General features: G+C 63.1%; 19 protein-coding genes. 13 read left to right on the top strand and 6 right to left on the bottom strand.

The annotated features are described in order from the left end of the window. The first annotated feature begins 109 nt into the window (after positions 1–109). The 8 genes from OGR47_RS17980 to OGR47_RS17945 are packed head-to-tail and all read left to right on the top strand — an operon-like array spanning position 110 to position 6,504. Positions 110–1,141, top strand: a complete 1,032-nt coding sequence (locus OGR47_RS17980; protein ID WP_165054053.1) for an AAA family ATPase — start codon at positions 110–112, stop codon at positions 1,139–1,141. Continuing rightward, positions 1,138–1,983, top strand: coding sequence for a DUF58 domain-containing protein (locus tag OGR47_RS17975; protein WP_165054055.1), 846 nt, complete (start codon positions 1,138–1,140; stop codon positions 1,981–1,983). Before OGR47_RS17980 ends, OGR47_RS17975 begins: the two co-directional genes overlap by 4 nt. Positions 1,984–1,991: 8 nt before the next feature. Beyond that, a complete protein-coding gene (locus tag OGR47_RS17970; protein WP_165054057.1) occupies positions 1,992–2,885 on the top strand; it encodes a nonribosomal peptide synthetase MxaA in 894 nt (297 codons plus the stop codon). Then, entirely contained in the window at positions 2,882–3,880 is a 999-nt protein-coding gene (locus OGR47_RS17965) for a vWA domain-containing protein (RefSeq protein ID WP_165054059.1), read from the top strand. Before OGR47_RS17970 ends, OGR47_RS17965 begins: the two co-directional genes overlap by 4 nt. Beyond that, positions 3,877–4,467 (top strand): MxaK protein, encoded by a 591-nt coding sequence (locus OGR47_RS17960; protein WP_165054061.1) that lies wholly within the window; start codon positions 3,877–3,879, stop codon positions 4,465–4,467. The genes OGR47_RS17965 and OGR47_RS17960 overlap by 4 nt, the downstream gene beginning before the upstream one ends. Continuing rightward, positions 4,467–5,444 (top strand): vWA domain-containing protein, encoded by a 978-nt coding sequence (locus tag OGR47_RS17955; RefSeq protein WP_165054063.1) that lies wholly within the window; start codon positions 4,467–4,469, stop codon positions 5,442–5,444. The genes OGR47_RS17960 and OGR47_RS17955 overlap by 1 nt, the downstream gene beginning before the upstream one ends. A gap of 17 nt (positions 5,445–5,461) precedes the next feature. Continuing rightward, positions 5,462–5,986: an SRPBCC family protein gene (locus tag OGR47_RS17950; protein WP_165054065.1), complete on the top strand. Its 525-nt coding sequence runs from the start codon at positions 5,462–5,464 to the stop codon at positions 5,984–5,986. Positions 5,987–5,988: 2 nt separating this feature from the next. Next, positions 5,989–6,504: a hypothetical protein gene (locus OGR47_RS17945; RefSeq protein ID WP_246729756.1), complete on the top strand. Its 516-nt coding sequence runs from the start codon at positions 5,989–5,991 to the stop codon at positions 6,502–6,504. A 178-nt stretch (positions 6,505–6,682) separates the two neighbouring features. Here the strand turns inward: OGR47_RS17945 and OGR47_RS17940 are convergent, their stop codons facing one another. Next, positions 6,683–7,315, bottom strand: coding sequence for a response regulator transcription factor (locus tag OGR47_RS17940; RefSeq protein ID WP_165054067.1), 633 nt, complete (start codon positions 7,313–7,315; stop codon positions 6,683–6,685). A 105-nt stretch (positions 7,316–7,420) separates the two neighbouring features. On the opposite strand from OGR47_RS17940, the gene OGR47_RS17935 reads away from it, so the two are divergent. Both OGR47_RS17935 and pqqA read left to right on the top strand, forming a co-directional pair. Beyond that, the gene (locus tag OGR47_RS17935) at positions 7,421–8,818 is read left to right on the top strand and encodes a histidine kinase (protein WP_165054070.1); all 1,398 of its coding nucleotides are present in this window, start codon (positions 7,421–7,423) and stop codon (positions 8,816–8,818) included. A 138-nt stretch (positions 8,819–8,956) separates the two neighbouring features. Next, positions 8,957–9,034 carry a pyrroloquinoline quinone precursor peptide PqqA gene (pqqA, locus tag OGR47_RS21950; protein ID WP_165054276.1) on the top strand — a complete coding sequence of 26 codons (78 nt, stop codon included), beginning with the start codon at positions 8,957–8,959 and terminating at the stop codon, positions 9,032–9,034. A gap of 281 nt (positions 9,035–9,315) precedes the next feature. On the opposite strand, the gene OGR47_RS17930 is transcribed toward pqqA, so the two are convergent. Both OGR47_RS17930 and OGR47_RS17925 read right to left on the bottom strand, forming a co-directional pair. After that, the gene (locus OGR47_RS17930) at positions 9,316–10,062 is read right to left on the bottom strand and encodes a molybdopterin-dependent oxidoreductase (RefSeq protein ID WP_165054073.1); all 747 of its coding nucleotides are present in this window, start codon (positions 10,060–10,062) and stop codon (positions 9,316–9,318) included. Further along, positions 10,059–10,658, bottom strand: coding sequence for a cytochrome b/b6 domain-containing protein (locus tag OGR47_RS17925; RefSeq protein WP_246729757.1), 600 nt, complete (start codon positions 10,656–10,658; stop codon positions 10,059–10,061). Before OGR47_RS17925 ends, OGR47_RS17930 begins: the two co-directional genes overlap by 4 nt. A 116-nt stretch (positions 10,659–10,774) precedes the next feature. Here OGR47_RS17925 and OGR47_RS17920 point away from each other — a divergent pair, with 116 nt between their 5' ends. Continuing rightward, positions 10,775–11,785, top strand: a complete 1,011-nt coding sequence (locus OGR47_RS17920; protein ID WP_165054080.1) for an SDR family NAD(P)-dependent oxidoreductase — start codon at positions 10,775–10,777, stop codon at positions 11,783–11,785. 104 nt (positions 11,786–11,889) lie between these two features. After that, entirely contained in the window at positions 11,890–12,726 is an 837-nt protein-coding gene (locus tag OGR47_RS17915; RefSeq protein WP_165054083.1) for an alpha/beta hydrolase, read from the top strand. Here OGR47_RS17915 and lysA read toward each other — a convergent pair. The 3 genes from lysA to OGR47_RS17900 form a co-directional block, all read right to left on the bottom strand. Beyond that, positions 12,692–13,957, bottom strand: coding sequence for a diaminopimelate decarboxylase (gene lysA, locus OGR47_RS17910; protein ID WP_165054086.1), 1,266 nt, complete (start codon positions 13,955–13,957; stop codon positions 12,692–12,694). The two genes, OGR47_RS17915 and lysA, sit on opposite strands and share 35 nt — an antisense overlap. Before the next feature lie 4 nt (positions 13,958–13,961). Next, the gene (gene lptM, locus OGR47_RS17905) at positions 13,962–14,237 is read right to left on the bottom strand and encodes an LPS translocon maturation chaperone LptM (protein ID WP_253948127.1); all 276 of its coding nucleotides are present in this window, start codon (positions 14,235–14,237) and stop codon (positions 13,962–13,964) included. A 94-nt stretch (positions 14,238–14,331) separates the two neighbouring features. Then, the gene (locus tag OGR47_RS17900; protein ID WP_165054087.1) at positions 14,332–15,594 is read right to left on the bottom strand and encodes a GNAT family N-acetyltransferase; all 1,263 of its coding nucleotides are present in this window, start codon (positions 15,592–15,594) and stop codon (positions 14,332–14,334) included. A 173-nt stretch (positions 15,595–15,767) separates the two neighbouring features. On the opposite strand from OGR47_RS17900, the gene OGR47_RS17895 reads away from it, so the two are divergent. Next, the gene (locus OGR47_RS17895; protein WP_165054088.1) at positions 15,768–16,313 is read left to right on the top strand and encodes a L,D-transpeptidase; all 546 of its coding nucleotides are present in this window, start codon (positions 15,768–15,770) and stop codon (positions 16,311–16,313) included. The last annotated feature ends 35 nt before the right edge of the window (positions 16,314–16,348 follow it).

Here is a 16,348-nt window from a genome sequence, read left to right as displayed (position 1 = left end):
CGATGAATTTAAGCGGCCACGATCTGGACCCGGTGTTATCCAACAACAGCGCATCGCGTCCGTTCCCGAGATCGTGGCCGCCTTTTTATCGATAGTGTAGGGTCGCGCCTTGAACAACGTCTCTCAAGCAGAGCAAGAGCTCGCTGAATGGCGCGAACGCGCGATCGCGTTTGAGCAGGAAATCCAAAAAGCCGTCATCGGGCAGGCGCGCGTCATCAGGCTCGCGACGATCTGCATTTTCGCCCGCGGTCATGTCATGATCGAAGGGGATGTTGGCGTGGGCAAGACGACCCTGCTACGCGCGGTGTCTCGCGCGCTCGGCGGCGATTTCGCGCGTGTCGAGGGCACGGTCGACATGATGCCGAGCGACATTCTCTATCACACCTATCTCGGCGATGACGGACGCCCGCGCGTCGAGGCGTCGGAGCTTCTCCGCCTGGCGAAGACGCTGCCGGTTTTCTTCTTCAACGAAATCAATCGCGCGCGGCCGCAGGTCCATTCCCTCCTGTTGCGGCTGATGGCGGAACGCAGCGTGACGGCGTTCAACCAGCTCGTTCGCTTCCCTTATCTCCAGGTCTTCGCGGATCGAAATATGGTGGAGCGCGAAGAGACTTTCGAGTTGCCGGCCGCGGCGCGCGACCGCTTCTTCATGGAGATTTCCATGCAGGCGCCAACGGATCCGGAGGCGCGCCGCAAGCTCGTTTTCGACTCCGCCTTTCAGGATGTGGACGCGCTCCTGGAAAGAGTTAAACCGGGTACGGTCGATTATCGGCGGATCGGGCATGTGGCCCGAACGATCCAGGAGACGGTCAAGGCGAGCGCGACCCTTCAAAACTACGTGCTGGGCCTCTGGCGGGGGCTGACCGAACCTGCATCTGTGGGCATATCCTTGCCGGATGTCGACGTGACGACTCTGGTCAAGGGCGGCGCGAGCCCGCGCGGCCTTGCGACCCTGGCGCGGGCGGCGCGAGTGCGGGCCTGGCTCGAGGGCAGAGACTATCTTACACCCGACGACATCAAAGACGTCTTCTTTGAAGTGATGGCGCATCGCATCTTCGTCGATCCGATCCACGCATTGCGTGGCGACGAGCCGGTCAAGCAGCTATGTCACGCCGTTTTCGACGCGACGCCAGTTCCATGACACCGCCCGCCGACATCCTCTATCGTCCGCGCGGATATTTCCGGTCCCATCATGCTGGCGCGCATGTATCGAGCGAAGTTGGCGGTTTCGGCGTGTTTCGCGACCAGGCGCCTTTTCTACGCTATCCGGACGCAAGGCGCATCGATCTGCGCGCGACATTGCGCGATCCCTTCGGCGAGACGCATGTCCGGCGCTTCGAACAGAGAAGCAGGATCGATGTTTATGCGTTCGTCGACCTTTCAGCGTCCATGGGCTTCACCGGCGCCGTCGACCGTTTCTCGGTCGCCTGCGATCTCTGCGAGGCGCTCGCCTTTTCCGCGACGCGAATCGGCGATCGCTTCGGCCTCATCGCCGGCGGCGACGTTTTGCGTGAAAACGCCTTTCTGCCCGCGACAAGATCGCAAAATGCAGCATTTCAAGCCGTCGCAAGACTCCGGGAGGAGCGTCCGGCCGGCGCAAGCGCGGAAAGCCTGAAGAGCGCCGTAATGCGACTGGGGGCGGGACGAAAGCTCGTTCTGATCATTTCCGATTTTCGCTGGCCCGCGCGACTCCTCCAGAGCGTGTTCGACGCGCTGATTCTTCATGATGTCCTGCCGGTCGCGCTCGTGGACTCCGTCGAGCTGAATCCCCCGCGCTGGGGTTTGCTCGAGTTACGAGACCCGGAGACGCGGCGGCGGCGCGTGATGTTCATGAGGCCGGCCCTACGGCAAAAGTGGATCGACGCTGAATCGAAGCGACGCGCAGAGTTGATCCAGCTTGCGGCTCGACGGGTACGGCCGCCGGTCTTCGTCCAGGATCGTTTCGATCCCCGATCCCTCAGTTTGCGTCTTATGGCGGCGTGAGGCGTGTCATGCGTGTCGCGTTCTCCATCATTCTTGCATTCCTTTGGGCGCTTCCCGCTGCGGCAGACGACCTGCGCGTCACGATTCATTCCGCGCGGCCCTTCGGCTATTTTGTCGGCGATCTCATCCGCGCGCACGTGGAGATCTTAGCGCCGGGCGATGTGACGCTTTCCGCCTCCTCGCTGCCGCACCCGGGCCCGCTTGGCGTTTCTCTGGATCTGAGGGATGTGAGCGTTCGCGTGAAGGCGGAGGGCGCGCATAAGCGCTGGGATGTCGATCTCGTCTACCAGAACTTCTACGTCGCGCTCGATGTGCGCAATATCGAGATCCCCTCTTTCGAGCTGCGCTTTGGCGACGGAACCGTTACCGTCCCGGCCTGGAAAGTCGGCGTCTCGCCCTTGCGCGAAATTGCGCCGGCGAAGCAGGAACGGCCGGAAGACTATTTGCGCCCGGATACGCCGATGGTCTTTGCGGATGAGGCGCCGCCAAAATTCCTGACGCTCTTATTCGCTATTCTGTCTTCGCTCGTGCTTGCCGCCGTCGCTCGGGATCGCGCCTGGCCGCCGTTCCACCAAAGACGGGCGCGCATTTTCAGTGCGCTGGCGCACAGGCTCGCGGCTCAGACGCGTGGCGGGGCGGACGCCAGCGTCCTCTCTCTTGCCTTTAAGAGCATGCACCGTGCGATCGATCTCGCCAATGGCGCATCGCTTTTGGCCGACGACCTCCCCGGCTTTCTGTCGCGACGACCCGAATTTGCGTCACTGAAGCCTTCATTCGATCGCTTTTTTTCAGCCTCGCGAAGCTCTTTCTTTGCCGTGGAAGGCGCCCCACCGGCAGATTACAGCCTCGCCGAACTCCTCGATTTCGCTCGAGCGCTCGCTCGCCGGGAGCGTGCGCGATGACGGTCACCAGCTTCGATCGCCCGGAACTACTCCTGCTGGCCCCTGCCGCCATAGCGCCGCTGCTGAATTCCGCTTTGCGCGCTTCCGCGATCCCCTCTCTGAATTGCGCTCCGGAAGACGGGGTCTCGGGAATCGTTCACGCTTCCCTGAAGCTCCTCGGCGTCGTGGCGCTTCTCGCAAGCCTTGCCGGCGCGGCCGGTCCTTTCCAGCCGGGGGAGGAATTCGAGCGCATTGCCGAGGGTGCGCAGATCGTGATGCTGATCGACCGCAGCGGCAGCATGAATGAGACCTTCGCTGGCCGCAGCCCCTCTGGCGCCGAGGAGTCTAAAGCGGCGGCCGCTAAGCGCATCTTGAAGGCCTTCGTCGATAGCCGCCGGCGCGATCTCGTCGGCGTCGCAGCTTTTTCCACGTCGCCCATGCTGGTCACGCCGCTCTCCGACCACCCGAACGTGACCAAAGCAGCGATCGACGCGATGGACCGTCCGGGGCTCGATTACACAAATATTGCGCGCGGCCTCGCCATGGCGCTGTCGATGTTTCGCGCAGGCGACGCCGATCAATCGCGCGCCGTTCTTCTCATTTCCGACGGCGCGGGCGTGATCGATCCGAAAGTCCAGGACGATCTGCGCGCTGATTTCAAAAAGACCCGCGTCAATCTCTACTGGCTCTTTCTACGTTCCGAAGGAAGCCCGGGAATCTACGACGCGTCGGACGGCGACGAGTCGCCACAAGCGGCTCCGGAACGCCATCTCGACCTTTATTTCAAATCTCTTGGCGCGCCATATCGCGCTTTCGAAGTGGAAGGGCCAAAGGCGACGGAAGAGGCGCTGCAACAGATCGACCGGCTGGAGCGCCGCCCCATGCGCTACATTGAGAAGCTTCCGCGTCGCGACCTCGGCGGGGCCTTCTTCGCTATGGCGCTCGGCGCGGCGGCTCTGCTTCTCGTCGCCAAATTGGCGGAAGTCCGCCTATCTCCAGCGAGAGGGCGCCTGTGATCGACGCTCTTCGCGGAGATATTCTCGCCTTTTGGAGTGCGCAGCGCTCCTTGCTGCTCGTCGCCGCCCTTCTGGCGACCGCTCTCGCGACGAGCGTCGAGTTCGTAGAATGGCGCAGCGCCGTCGCGACAAATGGCGTCGTCAAATCGCTCCTTGACGGCCATGATCGTCACGTCGATGCGGCAGACCGCCCCGAAGCGTTGCTCGCGCGGATCGCCTTCCTCGCAAAGCGCAATGAACTCGACCAGGCGCGCGGTCTTCTGGAAGCGCTGGACCGCGCCGGGGACGCCCAGACGCGCGCGCGAGCGCACTATCTTCTCGCGAATGCGCTGCTGCGGACGGCGCTGGAGCATATCGAAAAGTCCGAACTCGAAGCCGCGGGGCCCTTCGTCAATCTCTCAAAGCGGGAATATCGCCGCGCTCTCCAACTGAACCCGGAACTCTGGGACGCCAAATTCAACGTCGACGTGGCGGCCCGACTCGTGCGCGATTTTCCCGATTTCGAAAGAAAGAGCGGCGACGAGCTGAGCGCCGACCCAAAGAAGTTATGGACCGACATTCCGGGCAAGCCGAAAGGTTTGCCCTGATGCGCCCCGACCTGCGCGACCCGCGGCTGATTCTGCTGACGCTAGCGGCTGCGCTGCTCATCGCGACATTCGTCGCGCCCCAAACCCAGGTGATGCGCCCGGGTTATGACCTCCTCGCCGTCATCGACATCACTGGCAGCATGAATGTTCGCGACTACGCAGCTTCGGGCAAACCGATCAGCCGCCTCGAAAAGGCCAAGGCCGCCTTGCGGGCGCTGATCGTCAGCCTGCCTTGCCCCTCGCATGTGGCGCTCGGCGTATTCACCGAACGGCGGCCGTTCCTGCTCTTCGAGCCGATCGACGCCTGCGCCGATTTCTCGCCCCTGGAAGCTGCGATCACGGCGATTGATTGGCGGATGGCCTGGGAGGGCGACAGCCGGATCTCGGCGGGGCTTTTTCGCGCCATCGACATGGCCCGTGAGTTGAAGACTGATCTCCTGTTTTTCACGGATGGCCAGGAAGCCCCGCCGCTGCCGCCCTCGGGTGGCCCCGCTTTCGAGGGAAAAGTGGGCGAGACGCGTGGGTTGATCGTTGGAACCGGCGGCTATGATCTCTCGCCCATCCCGAAATTCGATGACAGGGGGCGGGAAGTCGGCTTCGTCGCAAGCGACGAGGTGCCGCATGAAAGCCGTTTCGGCCTGCCGCCGAAAGGCGCGGAGCAACGCGAAGGCTACAATGCGCGTAACGCGCCCTTTGGCGCGACGGCCGCCGTTGGCGTGGAGCATCTTTCCGCGGTGAAGGAAGATTATCTGCGCACGCTCGCGGAAAAAACCGGCCTCGCCTACGCCCATCTCTCGGACAACGCCCCCCTTCTCGATCATTACCGCGCTGCGGGAACGGCGCGGATGCGCTCTGGGACGCTGGACCTGCGCCCCTTTTTCGGCGGCGCCTCCGCAGCTTGTCTGTTCGGCGCCTTCTCGCTCGCGCAGCTCTTCGAACGCCTCGCGCGCAAATCGGCCCGCGCCGCCCAAAAATAACGACATGGGAGAAACAAATGAGAAAGACACTATCATTGCTGGCCTTTTTGCTTGCCTCGCCCGCTTTCGCGCATGGGCCGACGCCGATCAAGGTGGATGAGACGATCGTCATCTCCGCCGATCCCAAGGCCGTGTGGGCGACGGCGGGAAAATTTGACGGACTCGCCGCTTGGCATCCGGACGTTCAGACCGTGAAGGCCAAGGGGGGCGACGCGGCCGGCGCCGAGCGCGAAGTGACGTTGAAGAAAGGCGGCGTGCTGAAGGAAGGCCTCGACGAATATGACGCCGCGGGACACAAGCTTTCCTGGCGCATGTCGGATCCCAATCTGGACGCGCTGCCGGTGAGTTCCTACACGCTCACCTTCACGGTGGAGCCCGTGGCGAGCGGCGGAAGCCAGGTCAAATGGTACGGACGTCTTTATCGTGGCGACACGAGCAACGAGCCGCCGGAAAATCTCAACGACGACGCGGCCCGCACGGCAATGGCGGCGTTTCTTCACAACGGGCTGGAGGGGTTGAAGAAGAAAGTCGAGGGAAAATAAGGGTGGCGCTGTTCAGCGTCCCGAAGACAGGCCTCGCGCTGCTCGCGTGCCTCCTCTGCGTCGCTTGCGGCGAAGAGGATCGCGCGGGCGGCTCCGATGATGTGATCGAGGCGCAGGATGGCAAAACCGACGCGGCCTGGCTCCGGGCGGTCGACCACGTCGACCCCGCTCTCTGGCTCGCGAGCCGGGAAGTTGGTCGGGACCTCCCCGCCAACGACTTGGCGGTGGGACGCATGCGCGAGGCGCTGCTCGCGGCGCGCCCACATTTCCTCGAGTCTGACCGCATGCTTGCCAATCGGACCGCGCAAATCGGCAAGATGCTAATGGCAGATGGGAGCTTGGAAGATTACGCGGGGCTGCTGAAGGCGCTCGCCAATGTCGCCGCCGCAGCCGGGCAGAAGCAGACTTATGGCGAGCTTTGCCAACATTATTACAATCTGCGCCACAAAGGCGCGGCGCGCGACGACGCATTGCGCCTGCTCTCGGCGCGCTACGAGACACAAAAGCAGTTCAGATAGACGGGGCTCTCAAACCATTTCCGTTTGAACAGCTGGCATTGGGGACTTGTCATTCCCGGCGGGCTGAAAGCCCGACCGGGAATCCAGAGCCACAAGAGCGTTGGTTTTGCTCTGGATTCCCGATCGCTCGCTTCGCGAGCGTCGGGAATGACACCGAACCAATCAAGCGGATCTCGTTTCAAACCAATTTCATCGCAACTTTGTTTTCAACCGCGATGCGCAAAAGGTCGGCCTTCGATCGTGCGCCGAGCTTGCGCTTCAGCAAGATGCAATTATTCGCGACCGTTTTATAAGAGACCTTCAAAATATGCGCGATCTCGGTCATGTCCTTGCCATTGGCCAGGTTGCGCAGGATTTCGATCTCACGGCTGTTGAGCGCGTCGAGCGGATTTTTGGTCAGGCTCTGATCGGCGAATGCGAGCTTCAGCGCCAGATTGCCCGACAGATAGCGTTCGCCCGCCTCGACGGATCGGATCGCTTTGACGAAGACTTTCGGATCCTCGCTTTTGGCCAGATAGCCCTTTGCGCCGCGTTCGATCGCGCGCGCTGCGAAGACGGGATCGTCGTTCATGGTGAAGACGATCACTTTCGCGTTGGGATTGCGCTTCAGCAGGAGGCGTAGCAGCTCGAAGCCGGAGACGCCGGGAAGGTTGATGTCGAGAACGATGACGTCCGGAGCTCCCGACGCGTATTTCTCCAGCGCCTCGTCGGCGTTGTGGGCCTCGAACACCTCGATGTCTTTTTGGCCGGCGAGCATGCCACGGCAGCCCTCGATCACCATCGGATGGTCGTCGACGATCAAAACCCGCATGATATTTTTTTCTTCTTGTGGACCTTAATCTTTGTTGTGAAAAACCGAGCGCGGTGTCAATCGTCTTGTGGCCTTTTCGAGGCCGTTCTTTCAAGGCGACGACTAATGATCTCACTGAAAGTCGGGTTGAGCTGGCTTATCGGTTTCGTCCTTCTTGCAACGCTGCTGATCAATCTCACGATTCAATCGATGCACGCGGGGCCGCGTATTCGTGCAGAGGCGGGAAGTAATCTCCGTCTTGTTCGGGAATTCGTCCTGACATCAATTGCAAGTCTTCCCGATGACGAGAACCCGACGCTCGTTCTGCGCAGACTTTATGCAAATCTTGGCGCCCTACGCCATGTCGACATCAAGATACTCGAACGAGGCGAAGCGCCGCCGACGCAATGGTCGATGGCGGACCACGCCTCAGACGACGATCCGCCGACATGGTTCGTCAAGCTCGTCGGCGTTCCCTCGCCACGAGTCATCCTCGTGCCCATCCGTGTCAACGCGCGTGATTACGGCAGCGTGGCGATTGTCTCCAATCCGCTTGATGAGCTGGAAGAAATTTGGTCCGACATGACGTGGCTGGCATCGATTAGCCTCGTGGTGACGCTCGCGATTGTCATACTCTTGCTGCTGCTCATTCGCTTTTCGCTCACGCCGTTCGGAGCGCTGCAGGCTGGCCTCGCAGACCTCGAGGCTGGGAAGAGCGGCATTCGGATCGCGCCGCGCGGCGCCTCCGAGTTTCGCAACATTTCGAACGCGCTCAATTCGCTGGCGACGACGCTTGACCGCATGCGGCAGGAAAACCGCGATCTCGTAAACGAAATTATCGAGATTGGGGACAGCGAGCGTAAGGAAATCGCCCGAGATCTCCACGACGAGGCGGGACCATGTTTGTTTTCGATCCGCGCGGCGGCGGCTTCTCTACAAGAGGTTGTCGCGCAATCTCCGCCGGATCCCGTGCGATTACGGCAGCTCAGCGCGATCATGGACAGGGCGAGCGAAGCGCTTCAGTCTTTGTTCCGGGGCCTGCTCGGACGCTTGAGGCCAAAGGGTCTATCTGAACTTGGGCTCGAGGCGGCCCTCAAAAATCTTTTTGCATCCTGGTCTGCGGGCCATCCGGAGGTCGAGCTTCGGTTGTCCTCCCCTTATGATTTGTCATCCCTCGACGAGACGACGGCCTTCACGGCGTATAGAGTCGTTCAGGAGAGCGTAACCAACGTCTTCCGGCACGCTAATGCGAATTGGGCGCAGGTCACTCTCGAGTTCGGGTGGGATAGGTTCGGCGACCGGGGCGAAAGCGAAACCGAGGATGCGCCGACATTGATTGTCATTGTCGAGGACGATGGGATCGGCCTCGCGGCGGAGCATCGTTCGGGAATGGGCCTGCTCGGCATGCGCGAGCGCGTGCAGGGGTTGGGCGGCAGGATGAAAGTGGAGCGGCGCGCAGCCGGCGGCACGCGGGTGTTCGTCTCGCTGCCGATCCGCGACGAAGAGGAGCCTGATCGGGAGTAGGGCTGATGCTTCAAAGGGGCAAGCTTCGTCGGGAAGGTTTGGAATGGTCCGTTGGCAAATTTTCAGGCTGAACGAAGCAGCGCGCGTTGTTATCTTTCTCAAGGGCCTGATCCAGGGCCCAATGAGAAGGAGATCGTCATGACGTGGTCGAGCCCGGTAATCGTCGAAGTTTGCGTCGGCATGGAAGTCACGAGCTACGAGTCGGCTGAAATCTAACCCCTGCAGCACTTGGGGTAGGTTGTTCGTCCACGCCCGAAAAAGGCGTTGAATGGGGCAACTACTAGGGATGAACAACCCCGGGAAAGGCTGGCTCTCAATCGCGGAAACACTGCAGGGACAATGAGGTTAATAAAGCGCCGCGGCAACGGGGCGTTCCATCTTAGAGCGGTTTCTTTTCAACGAGGGCTCACGCCCCCCTGCGGCGAAGAAGTAGACCGGAGCCGATTCGTGAATCCCCTTCGATTCAGTCAGACAAGAAACCGCTCTAGGGATGACAGTTACGACCCGCTGAACCAGTTGTAGCCCTTGTCTTCCCAGTAACCGCCGGGATTGTCATTCGTGATAAAGATCTCGGTGACGAATTTGGGATTTTTGAAACCGAGCTTGGTCGGAATGCGGATCTTCACGGGGAAGCCGTATTTGGTCTCTCCCGGTCGGCCAGGAAAATCCAAAGCGAGCAGCGTCTGCGGATGCAGCGCGCTTGGCATGTCGATGCTCGTCGAATAATTATCGGCGCAGCGGAAGCCGACATAGCGCGCAGTCATATCTGCGCCGATGCGTTCGAGGAACACTCGGAACGGAACGCCGCCCCATTTGCCGATGGCGCTCCAGCCTTCGACACAGACGTGGCGCGTGATCTGCGAGACCTGCGGCAGGTCGCGCAGTTCTTGCAACGACCAGGGGCGCTTGTTTTCGATGAGCCCCGACAGCAGCAAGCGATAGCGCTCGCCGTCGATCACCGGCGCGAGCCCCTCTTCGTAATAGGCGTTGAAGGGAAAAGGCGTCGTGATCTCGGCCTCGGAATAGACAGGCGCGAGCTTGCCTGGGTTGAAGAGCGCCGCCTGCGCGGCGTCGTTGAAGCGCGACATGGCGAAGAGCAGGCGGTCGACAGCGTCTTCGTCTTTCAGCGTGCAGCCGGAAAGCATGGTCAGCGCGCCGAGAGAGAGGCTTTGCTTCAGGAAAAGCCGGCGTTCGACGCGTTCGAGTTGCGGGCGGAAATCAGCAAGGGAGATTTTGCGTTTCACTGCGCCCGCTCCTTGCTTCCGATCGTCATGGCTTTCAGAGCGCTTTTATTCGAAAGCGCCAGTGAGATATGGGCGAGAAGGAAGCAAACCAGCGCCGCCATGGCGAAGAAATGCACGCGCCGCGCTGTCTCGAAGCCGCCCATGAGCGCGGTCAGCTCCTGCAATTGCACGGGCTTCCACAAGGCGAGCCCGGAGAGGATTGCGACGATGGTTGCGAGAATCGCGAAGACGTAAGCCGCGCGTTGCGCCGCGTTGTAGCGGCCGTGAACATGCGTCATGCGGCCCGTCACGACACTGCGCGCGTCACGCCAGATCGCGCCCGGCCACGGCGGCAGGAAAAGACGCAGGAAACGACCGGTTGCGATTCCATAAAGCAGATAGGCGAGGAGATTGGCTGCGAGTAACCACATCGCCGCGAAGTGCCAGGCCAGCGCCCCGGCGAGCCAGCCGCCGAGCGTGAAGTCGACCGGGAACAGGAAGCCATAGAGTGGCGAGGCGTCATAGATCCGCCAGCCGGACAGGATCATCACGATCACCGCGAAGGCGTTGATCCAATGCAGGACCCGCAACAAGAGCGGGTGGTTTGGGGCGTCCATCGTCTCGCTCCGCATCTTCGTCGCAGCCTAACGCGCCAAGGCGCGCGTTGACAGGGGCAAGGCGATTGCCCAAGACGGCGCGGCGGCGATCTGTCCGCCCAGAGCCAGGCTAAGCGATGCGCGTTTTCATCACCGGCACTTCCGGCTTCATCGGCTTCCACCTCGCGCGGCGGCTGCTGGCGCAGGGCCACACGGTCGACGGCTTCGACGGCATGACGCCCTATTACGATCCACGCCTGAAGGAGGCGCGGCGCGAAATTCTGGCGCGCGAAGAAGGCTTTCGCGACACGGTCGCGATGCTCGAGGATATGGCGGCGCTGACGCAGGCCGCCGAGCGCAGCGCCCCCGACGTCATCATCCATCTCGCGGCGCAAGCGGGCGTGCGCTACAGCCTCGAAAATCCGCGCGCTTACGTCGAGTCCAATCTGGTCGGGACCTTCAACGTGCTGGAGATCGCGCGCATGTTGAAGCCGCGCCATCTCCTCATCGCCTCGACAAGCTCGGTCTATGGCGCGAGCCCGACCGTGCCCTTCCGCGAGGACGACAAAACCGACCATCCGCTGACGCTATACGCTGCAAGCAAAAAGGCGGGCGAGGCGATGGCGCATTCTTATGCGCATCTGTGGTCGATCCCGACGACCATGTTCCGCTTCTTCACGGTCTATGGCCCTTGGGGCCGGCCCGACATGGCGCCGTTGAAATTCCTCGAGGCGATCGAAAGCGGCCGGCCTATCGACATCTATAATCACGGCAATATGTCGCGCGACTTCACTTATGTGGAGGATCTCGTCGAGGCGGTTGCGCGGCTGATGGATTGCGTTCCAGAGCGCGGCTCGGGCGACGACTCGGTCTCGCCGCAGGCGCCCTATCGCATCGTGAACATCGGCCGCGGCGCGCCGGCGCCTTTGCTCGACTTTATCGACACGCTGGAAAAAGCGGCAGGCAAAAAGGCGATCCGCAATTATCTCGAGATGCAGAAGGGCGACGTGCCGCGCACCTTCGCCTCCGCCGATCTCCTTGAGCGGCTCACGGGATACCGTCCGCAGACTTCGGTGGAGGAGGGGGTGAGGGCGCTCGTCGACTGGTATCGCGAGTATCGGGAGAAGAAGGGGCCGTTGCGGCTTTGACCGGACTCCCGTCATTGCGAGCGAAGCGAAGCAATCCAGAGCCCCATCGCTGCTCTGGATTGCTTCGCTTCGCTCGCAATGACGGCTTTGGGAGAGACAGCGCCGTGAAATGGCTCAAGATAACGCTCGCTAGCGTCACAACGATTTATCTTCTCTCATTCACCGGCCTCGCCGTCCAGCAGCGCGCCATGATCTATCCTCGGCATGCGCTCCTGGTGACGCCCGTGCAAGCGGGGCTCTCAGATGTCGAGACGCTACGGCTCAAGACCGAGGACGGGGAGACGCTCGAAGCCTGGCATCGCGCCCCGAAAGACGCGCGCTTTCCGCTCATTCTCTATTTTCAGGGCAACGCGGGTCCCCTGGCCGATCGCAAGAAGCGCTTCGATACATTGACGCGCCATGGCTACGGCCTGCTGGCGATCTCTTGGCGCGGCTATGGCGGATCGACTGGCGAGCCATCGGAAGCGGGCCTCATGCGCGACGCGGAGGCGGCCTATACGGAAGCGCTCAATCGTGGCTTTAAGCCCGAGCGCATCGTGGTGATGGGCGAGTCGCTCGGCACGGGCGTCGCGACCATGCTCGCCGCCCGCCATGGCGCGGCGGCGCTGGTGCTGGATTCGCCCTATGACTCGGTCCTCGCCGTGGCGCAGTCGCGCTTCCCGATCTTCCCGGTGAGCCTCGTCCTAGAGGACACCTTCCGCGCCGATGAGGCGATCGGCAAAGTGCGCGCGCCGGTGTTGATGATCGTCGGCGAAAACGACGCCATCACCCCGGCCGCCAACGCACGGCGGCTGTTCGAGCGGGCAGGGGAGCCCAAGCGGTTGATGGCCTTGCCGGGAGTCAGCCATCTCGCCTTGTCGAGCCCCGGCGCATTGGAAAAGACGATGGACTGGATCGATGCCGCCGTTACAGCCAGTCCGGCACGCGATCCAGCGCAATAAGCTCGGCGACGGTCGGGCGCGGGCGGATCACGGCGTAGCGCGCGCCGTCGACTAGCACCTCCGGGATCAAGGGCCGGGTGTTGTATGTCCCTGCCTGCACCGCGCCATAGGCGCCGGAGGTCAGCACGGCGATCAGCTCGCCGGGTTCGGCTTCCGGCATTTTTCGGCCCAGCGCCAGATAGTCGCCCGTCTCGCAGACCGGGCCGACGACGTCGGCGACGATTTCGGCGCGATCCGACGGCTCGCGCACCGGCATCAAATCGTGGTGCGCGTCATAGAGCGTCGGCCGCACGAGATCATTCATGCCGGCGTCGACGATGACGAAGGTCTTGGCCTCGCCTTGCTTCACGTAGATCACGCGGGTGATCAGCACGCCGGCGTTGCCGACGATGAGGCGTCCGGGCTCGAAGACGAGCTTGCAGCCGAGCCCGCCGAAATGCCGACGCACGATCTCGGCGTAACGCTCCGGATGGTAGGATTGCGGATCGTCGCCCTCGTGATAGGGAATGCCGAGCCCGCCGCCGAGATCGACATGGGAGATTTCATGGCCATCGGCGCGCAGGTCGCGCACCAGCTCCGCGAGCAGCGAGAAGGCCTCGTCGAAAGGCTCGAGGTCGGTGAGCTGCGAGCCGATATGCATATCGGCGCCGGTGATCTTTATGCCCGGCAGCTTCGCGGCGCGGGCGTAGACCTCGCGCGCATGCGACAGCGGCACGCCGAATTTATTCTCGGATTTGCCGGTCGAAATCTTCTTGTGGGTACGAGCATCCACGTCTGGATTGACGCGTAGAGACACGGGCGCCGCGCAGCCCCTGGCCGAGGCGATGCGCGAAATGGCCTCGAGCTCCGGCTCGGATTCGACGTTGAAGCACAAGATGCCGGCGTCGAGCGCCGCCGCAATCTCGTCGTCGGTCTTGCCGACGCCCGAGAAGGTGATCTTCGAGCCCGGAACCCCAGCCGCCAGGGCGCGGGCAAGCTCGCCACCCGAGACCACGTCCATGCCGGCGCCTTCCTTGGCGAGGAGGCGTAGCACGGCCTGATTGGAATTGGCCTTCATCGCATAGCAGACGAGGGCGTCGAGCCCCGTGAAAGCCTGCGAGAAGACCCGGAAGTGCCGGCGGATTGTCGCCGCTGAATAGCAGTAGAAGGGCGTCCCGACTTCGCTCGCGAGCTCGGACACGGCGACGTCTTCGGCGAAGAGCGCGCCGTTGCGGTAATCGAAATGATGCATTGCGTCAGAGCAGCGGGTCGAGAGGGAAGGGATATTGTTCGGGCGGCCGGTTGCCGATCGTGCCGGGGATCGGCGGCGGCGGCGATTCCGGAGCCGCCTGCCCCGGAGCGGGCTTGGGCGCGTTTTTCGCCAGCGCGGCGGCCTGCTGCGCCTTCAGCGCCGCGCCCTGAGCCTGAATCTCGGGCGGCAGCTCGAGCGGACCGCGCCGGCCGCAGGCCGAGAGGCCGGCTGCGGCAAGAGCGGCGAGGAGAAGGAGCAGGTGGGTTCGGCGGATCGTCACAGGCGTCAAGTCCGGCGTTTGGCGAGGTCGCCGGCACTATACCCATCCGGACCGAAAAGGCGAGAGCGCCGCCACGGCTCGCGGCCCGTCGTGCTCAGCTCACTTTGCGTTTCAGCAGCCGGTTGGCCATGCGCTTGGCTAGCTCCCGCGCCTGCCGGCGGGCGTTGGCGCGACGGCAGCTCGAAAGGAAAGCGCCGTTGCCGCGAGTCCGCAGCGACACCGCGACGTCGCAGACGCCGATGCGATCCGGCCAGATGCGGTCGATCATCGGATGATTGGCGATGGCGCAGCTGTCCACATAATCGAGATCGCCGCGGTCGAGCGCCGCCTTGGTGTGCGCATAGACGAGCTGAACGCCGGGCGCCTGCGCGCGCAGGGACTCGTCGAAAGCGATCTTCCACAAATAGCTGCGGCCCTGGCTCTCCAGCACGACTGCCATGGCGATCGGGCGTCCGTCCAACCGCAGCGACTGGATCTTGCAGCCCTTTTCGCGCGCGAGCAGGCGCGTCGCGCTGCGCAGGAAAGTGGCGAGAGCCGGCTGCGAGAGAAACGCCCCGCGCCCAGCTTTCCAGCCGGCGGCTTCGAGCGCCAGAAATTCTTCCGCCGCCGCTTTGATCTCCGCGTCGCTTTCATGGGTTTCGAAGGTGACGCGGCCCATCTCGCCGAGGCGGCGAGCCTGGCGGCGGATTTCCGCGAGCTTCTTCTTCGAGCCCGCGCGGGCACCGAGCGCGTCGGCGTCGCCGCCCGGCAGGAGCGCGGCGCGTTCGTAAGAGTCGAGAACGTCGACGGCGCGGCCTGCGGCGGCGACGGCCCGCTGCAGGGCCTGGTGGAAATGACCGTTGGTCGGCATCCGCGAGAATACGACGCCGGCGGATTTATCCTCGATCTCGACCCAGGCGAGGAAGGCCTCGATCGTCTCGGACGCCTGATCGCGGTCGACAAGCGGCGTCGCGAGCGCCGCCTGCTTGTGCAGCCACAGACGGATCAGACCGTCGCCGAACAGCGGGCTCGGCGCGACGATCGGGAAGAGGCCCATCAGCCGGCCCGCGCCATTGCGCAAGACGATGAAGCGGGGGCGTTCGGCTGCAGGGAGATGCCGCGCGGCGGAGAGGGCGAAGCCCGGCTCGTAAAAGGCGTTCGGCTCCAAGGCCCGCCGGGCGAGATCACGCCACTCGGACGCGATCGCGTCCATCTCTTCGAGCGACAATTCCGCAACCTGAAGGGTCGCGTTCGGCGCGGCGAAATCCTTCCCGCCCACGAGGCGCGGGAGGCGCTGGCTAGACGCGCGCCCGCCGGAGCGCCCGAGCTCGGCCATGCCGAATGCGGTCCCTTTCGTGTTCAGGAATGGCGCGAGCATCTTCGACAATCTCCGGAGCTGACCCATTTTGAAGCGGTGGGGCGTCTGAATGCGATACGATCAGCCCTGGCCCGCCGTGCTGGAGACGTGAGGTTCAAGCCCGGCGCCAGGGCGTTCATCCTATCCAGCCTGACGCCTTTACGGGGACAGCCCGGCGTGATTAGGTTTTCTTCATGAAAATGGTTCGTCTCTTTCTCCTGACGGCGACGCTGCTGGCCGCCGCGCCAGCCTTCGCGACCGTGCGCATTTCAATCGATCTCGCCACGCAGCGCCTGACGGCGGAGCGCGGCGGCGAGACCGTTGTATGGAAAATATCCAGCGGCCGACAGGGCTACGAGACGCCGACCGGGCATTACGCTGTCATGCGCATGGAGGCCGATCACTTCTCCGACGAATATGACCAGGCGCCAATGCCGTACGCCATCTTCTTTTCGCCGCGAGGCCTCGCCATCCACGGCAGTTTCGAGCGTGGGCTGGGCAGCCCGCGTTCGCATGGCTGCGTCCGCCTGTCCGTGGCGAACGCCCAGAAGCTCTTCGAATGGGTGGAGCAGCAGGGGGCGACGATCGATATCGTCGGCGGAACCCGGATGGCGGGTCGCGCGCCCAGGGCTGAGCGCGCCGATGACGAGCGCCTTCTCCGCCCCCGGCCGGTCCAGCGCGCCCGGCCGGCCGAGCCGGCGCCCTCCGGCTTCACGTTGTTCGAAGCCGATAGATATTGATTTCCAACTGACTCCGGCCCGACGCCGGGGAAGGC

The sequence above is a fragment of the Methylocystis sp. MJC1 genome, from assembly GCF_026427715.1.
Classification (GTDB): domain Bacteria; phylum Pseudomonadota; class Alphaproteobacteria; order Rhizobiales; family Beijerinckiaceae; genus Methylocystis.
The sequence above is the reverse complement of the archived record's forward strand: the minus strand, read 5'-3'. Positions and strand labels throughout refer to the sequence as shown.

Bases quoted from the DNA above. Each gene is read 5' to 3' on its own strand.
- OGR47_RS17975 (WP_165054055.1), top strand. From the start codon at position 1,138: ATGACACCGCCCGCCGACATCCTCTATCGTCCGCGCGGATATTTCCGG.
- OGR47_RS17965 (WP_165054059.1), top strand. From the start codon at position 2,882: ATGACGGTCACCAGCTTCGATCGCCCGGAACTACTCCTGCTGGCCCCT.
- OGR47_RS17955 (WP_165054063.1), top strand. From the start codon at position 4,467: ATGCGCCCCGACCTGCGCGACCCGCGGCTGATTCTGCTGACGCTAGCG.
- OGR47_RS17940 (WP_165054067.1), bottom strand. From the start codon at position 7,315: ATGCGGGTTTTGATCGTCGACGACCATCCGATGGTGATCGAGGGCTGC.
- lysA (WP_165054086.1), bottom strand. From the start codon at position 13,957: ATGCATCATTTCGATTACCGCAACGGCGCGCTCTTCGCCGAAGACGTC.
- OGR47_RS17895 (WP_165054088.1), top strand. From the start codon at position 15,768: ATGAAAATGGTTCGTCTCTTTCTCCTGACGGCGACGCTGCTGGCCGCC.
- pqqA (WP_165054276.1), top strand. From the start codon at position 8,957: ATGACGTGGTCGAGCCCGGTAATCGTCGAAGTTTGCGTCGGCATGGAA.
- OGR47_RS17935 (WP_165054070.1), top strand. From the start codon at position 7,421: ATGATCTCACTGAAAGTCGGGTTGAGCTGGCTTATCGGTTTCGTCCTT.
- OGR47_RS17950 (WP_165054065.1), top strand. From the start codon at position 5,462: ATGAGAAAGACACTATCATTGCTGGCCTTTTTGCTTGCCTCGCCCGCT.
- OGR47_RS17970 (WP_165054057.1), top strand. From the start codon at position 1,992: ATGCGTGTCGCGTTCTCCATCATTCTTGCATTCCTTTGGGCGCTTCCC.
- OGR47_RS17920 (WP_165054080.1), top strand. From the start codon at position 10,775: ATGCGCGTTTTCATCACCGGCACTTCCGGCTTCATCGGCTTCCACCTC.
- OGR47_RS17900 (WP_165054087.1), bottom strand. From the start codon at position 15,594: ATGCTCGCGCCATTCCTGAACACGAAAGGGACCGCATTCGGCATGGCC.
- OGR47_RS17925 (WP_246729757.1), bottom strand. From the start codon at position 10,658: ATGGACGCCCCAAACCACCCGCTCTTGTTGCGGGTCCTGCATTGGATC.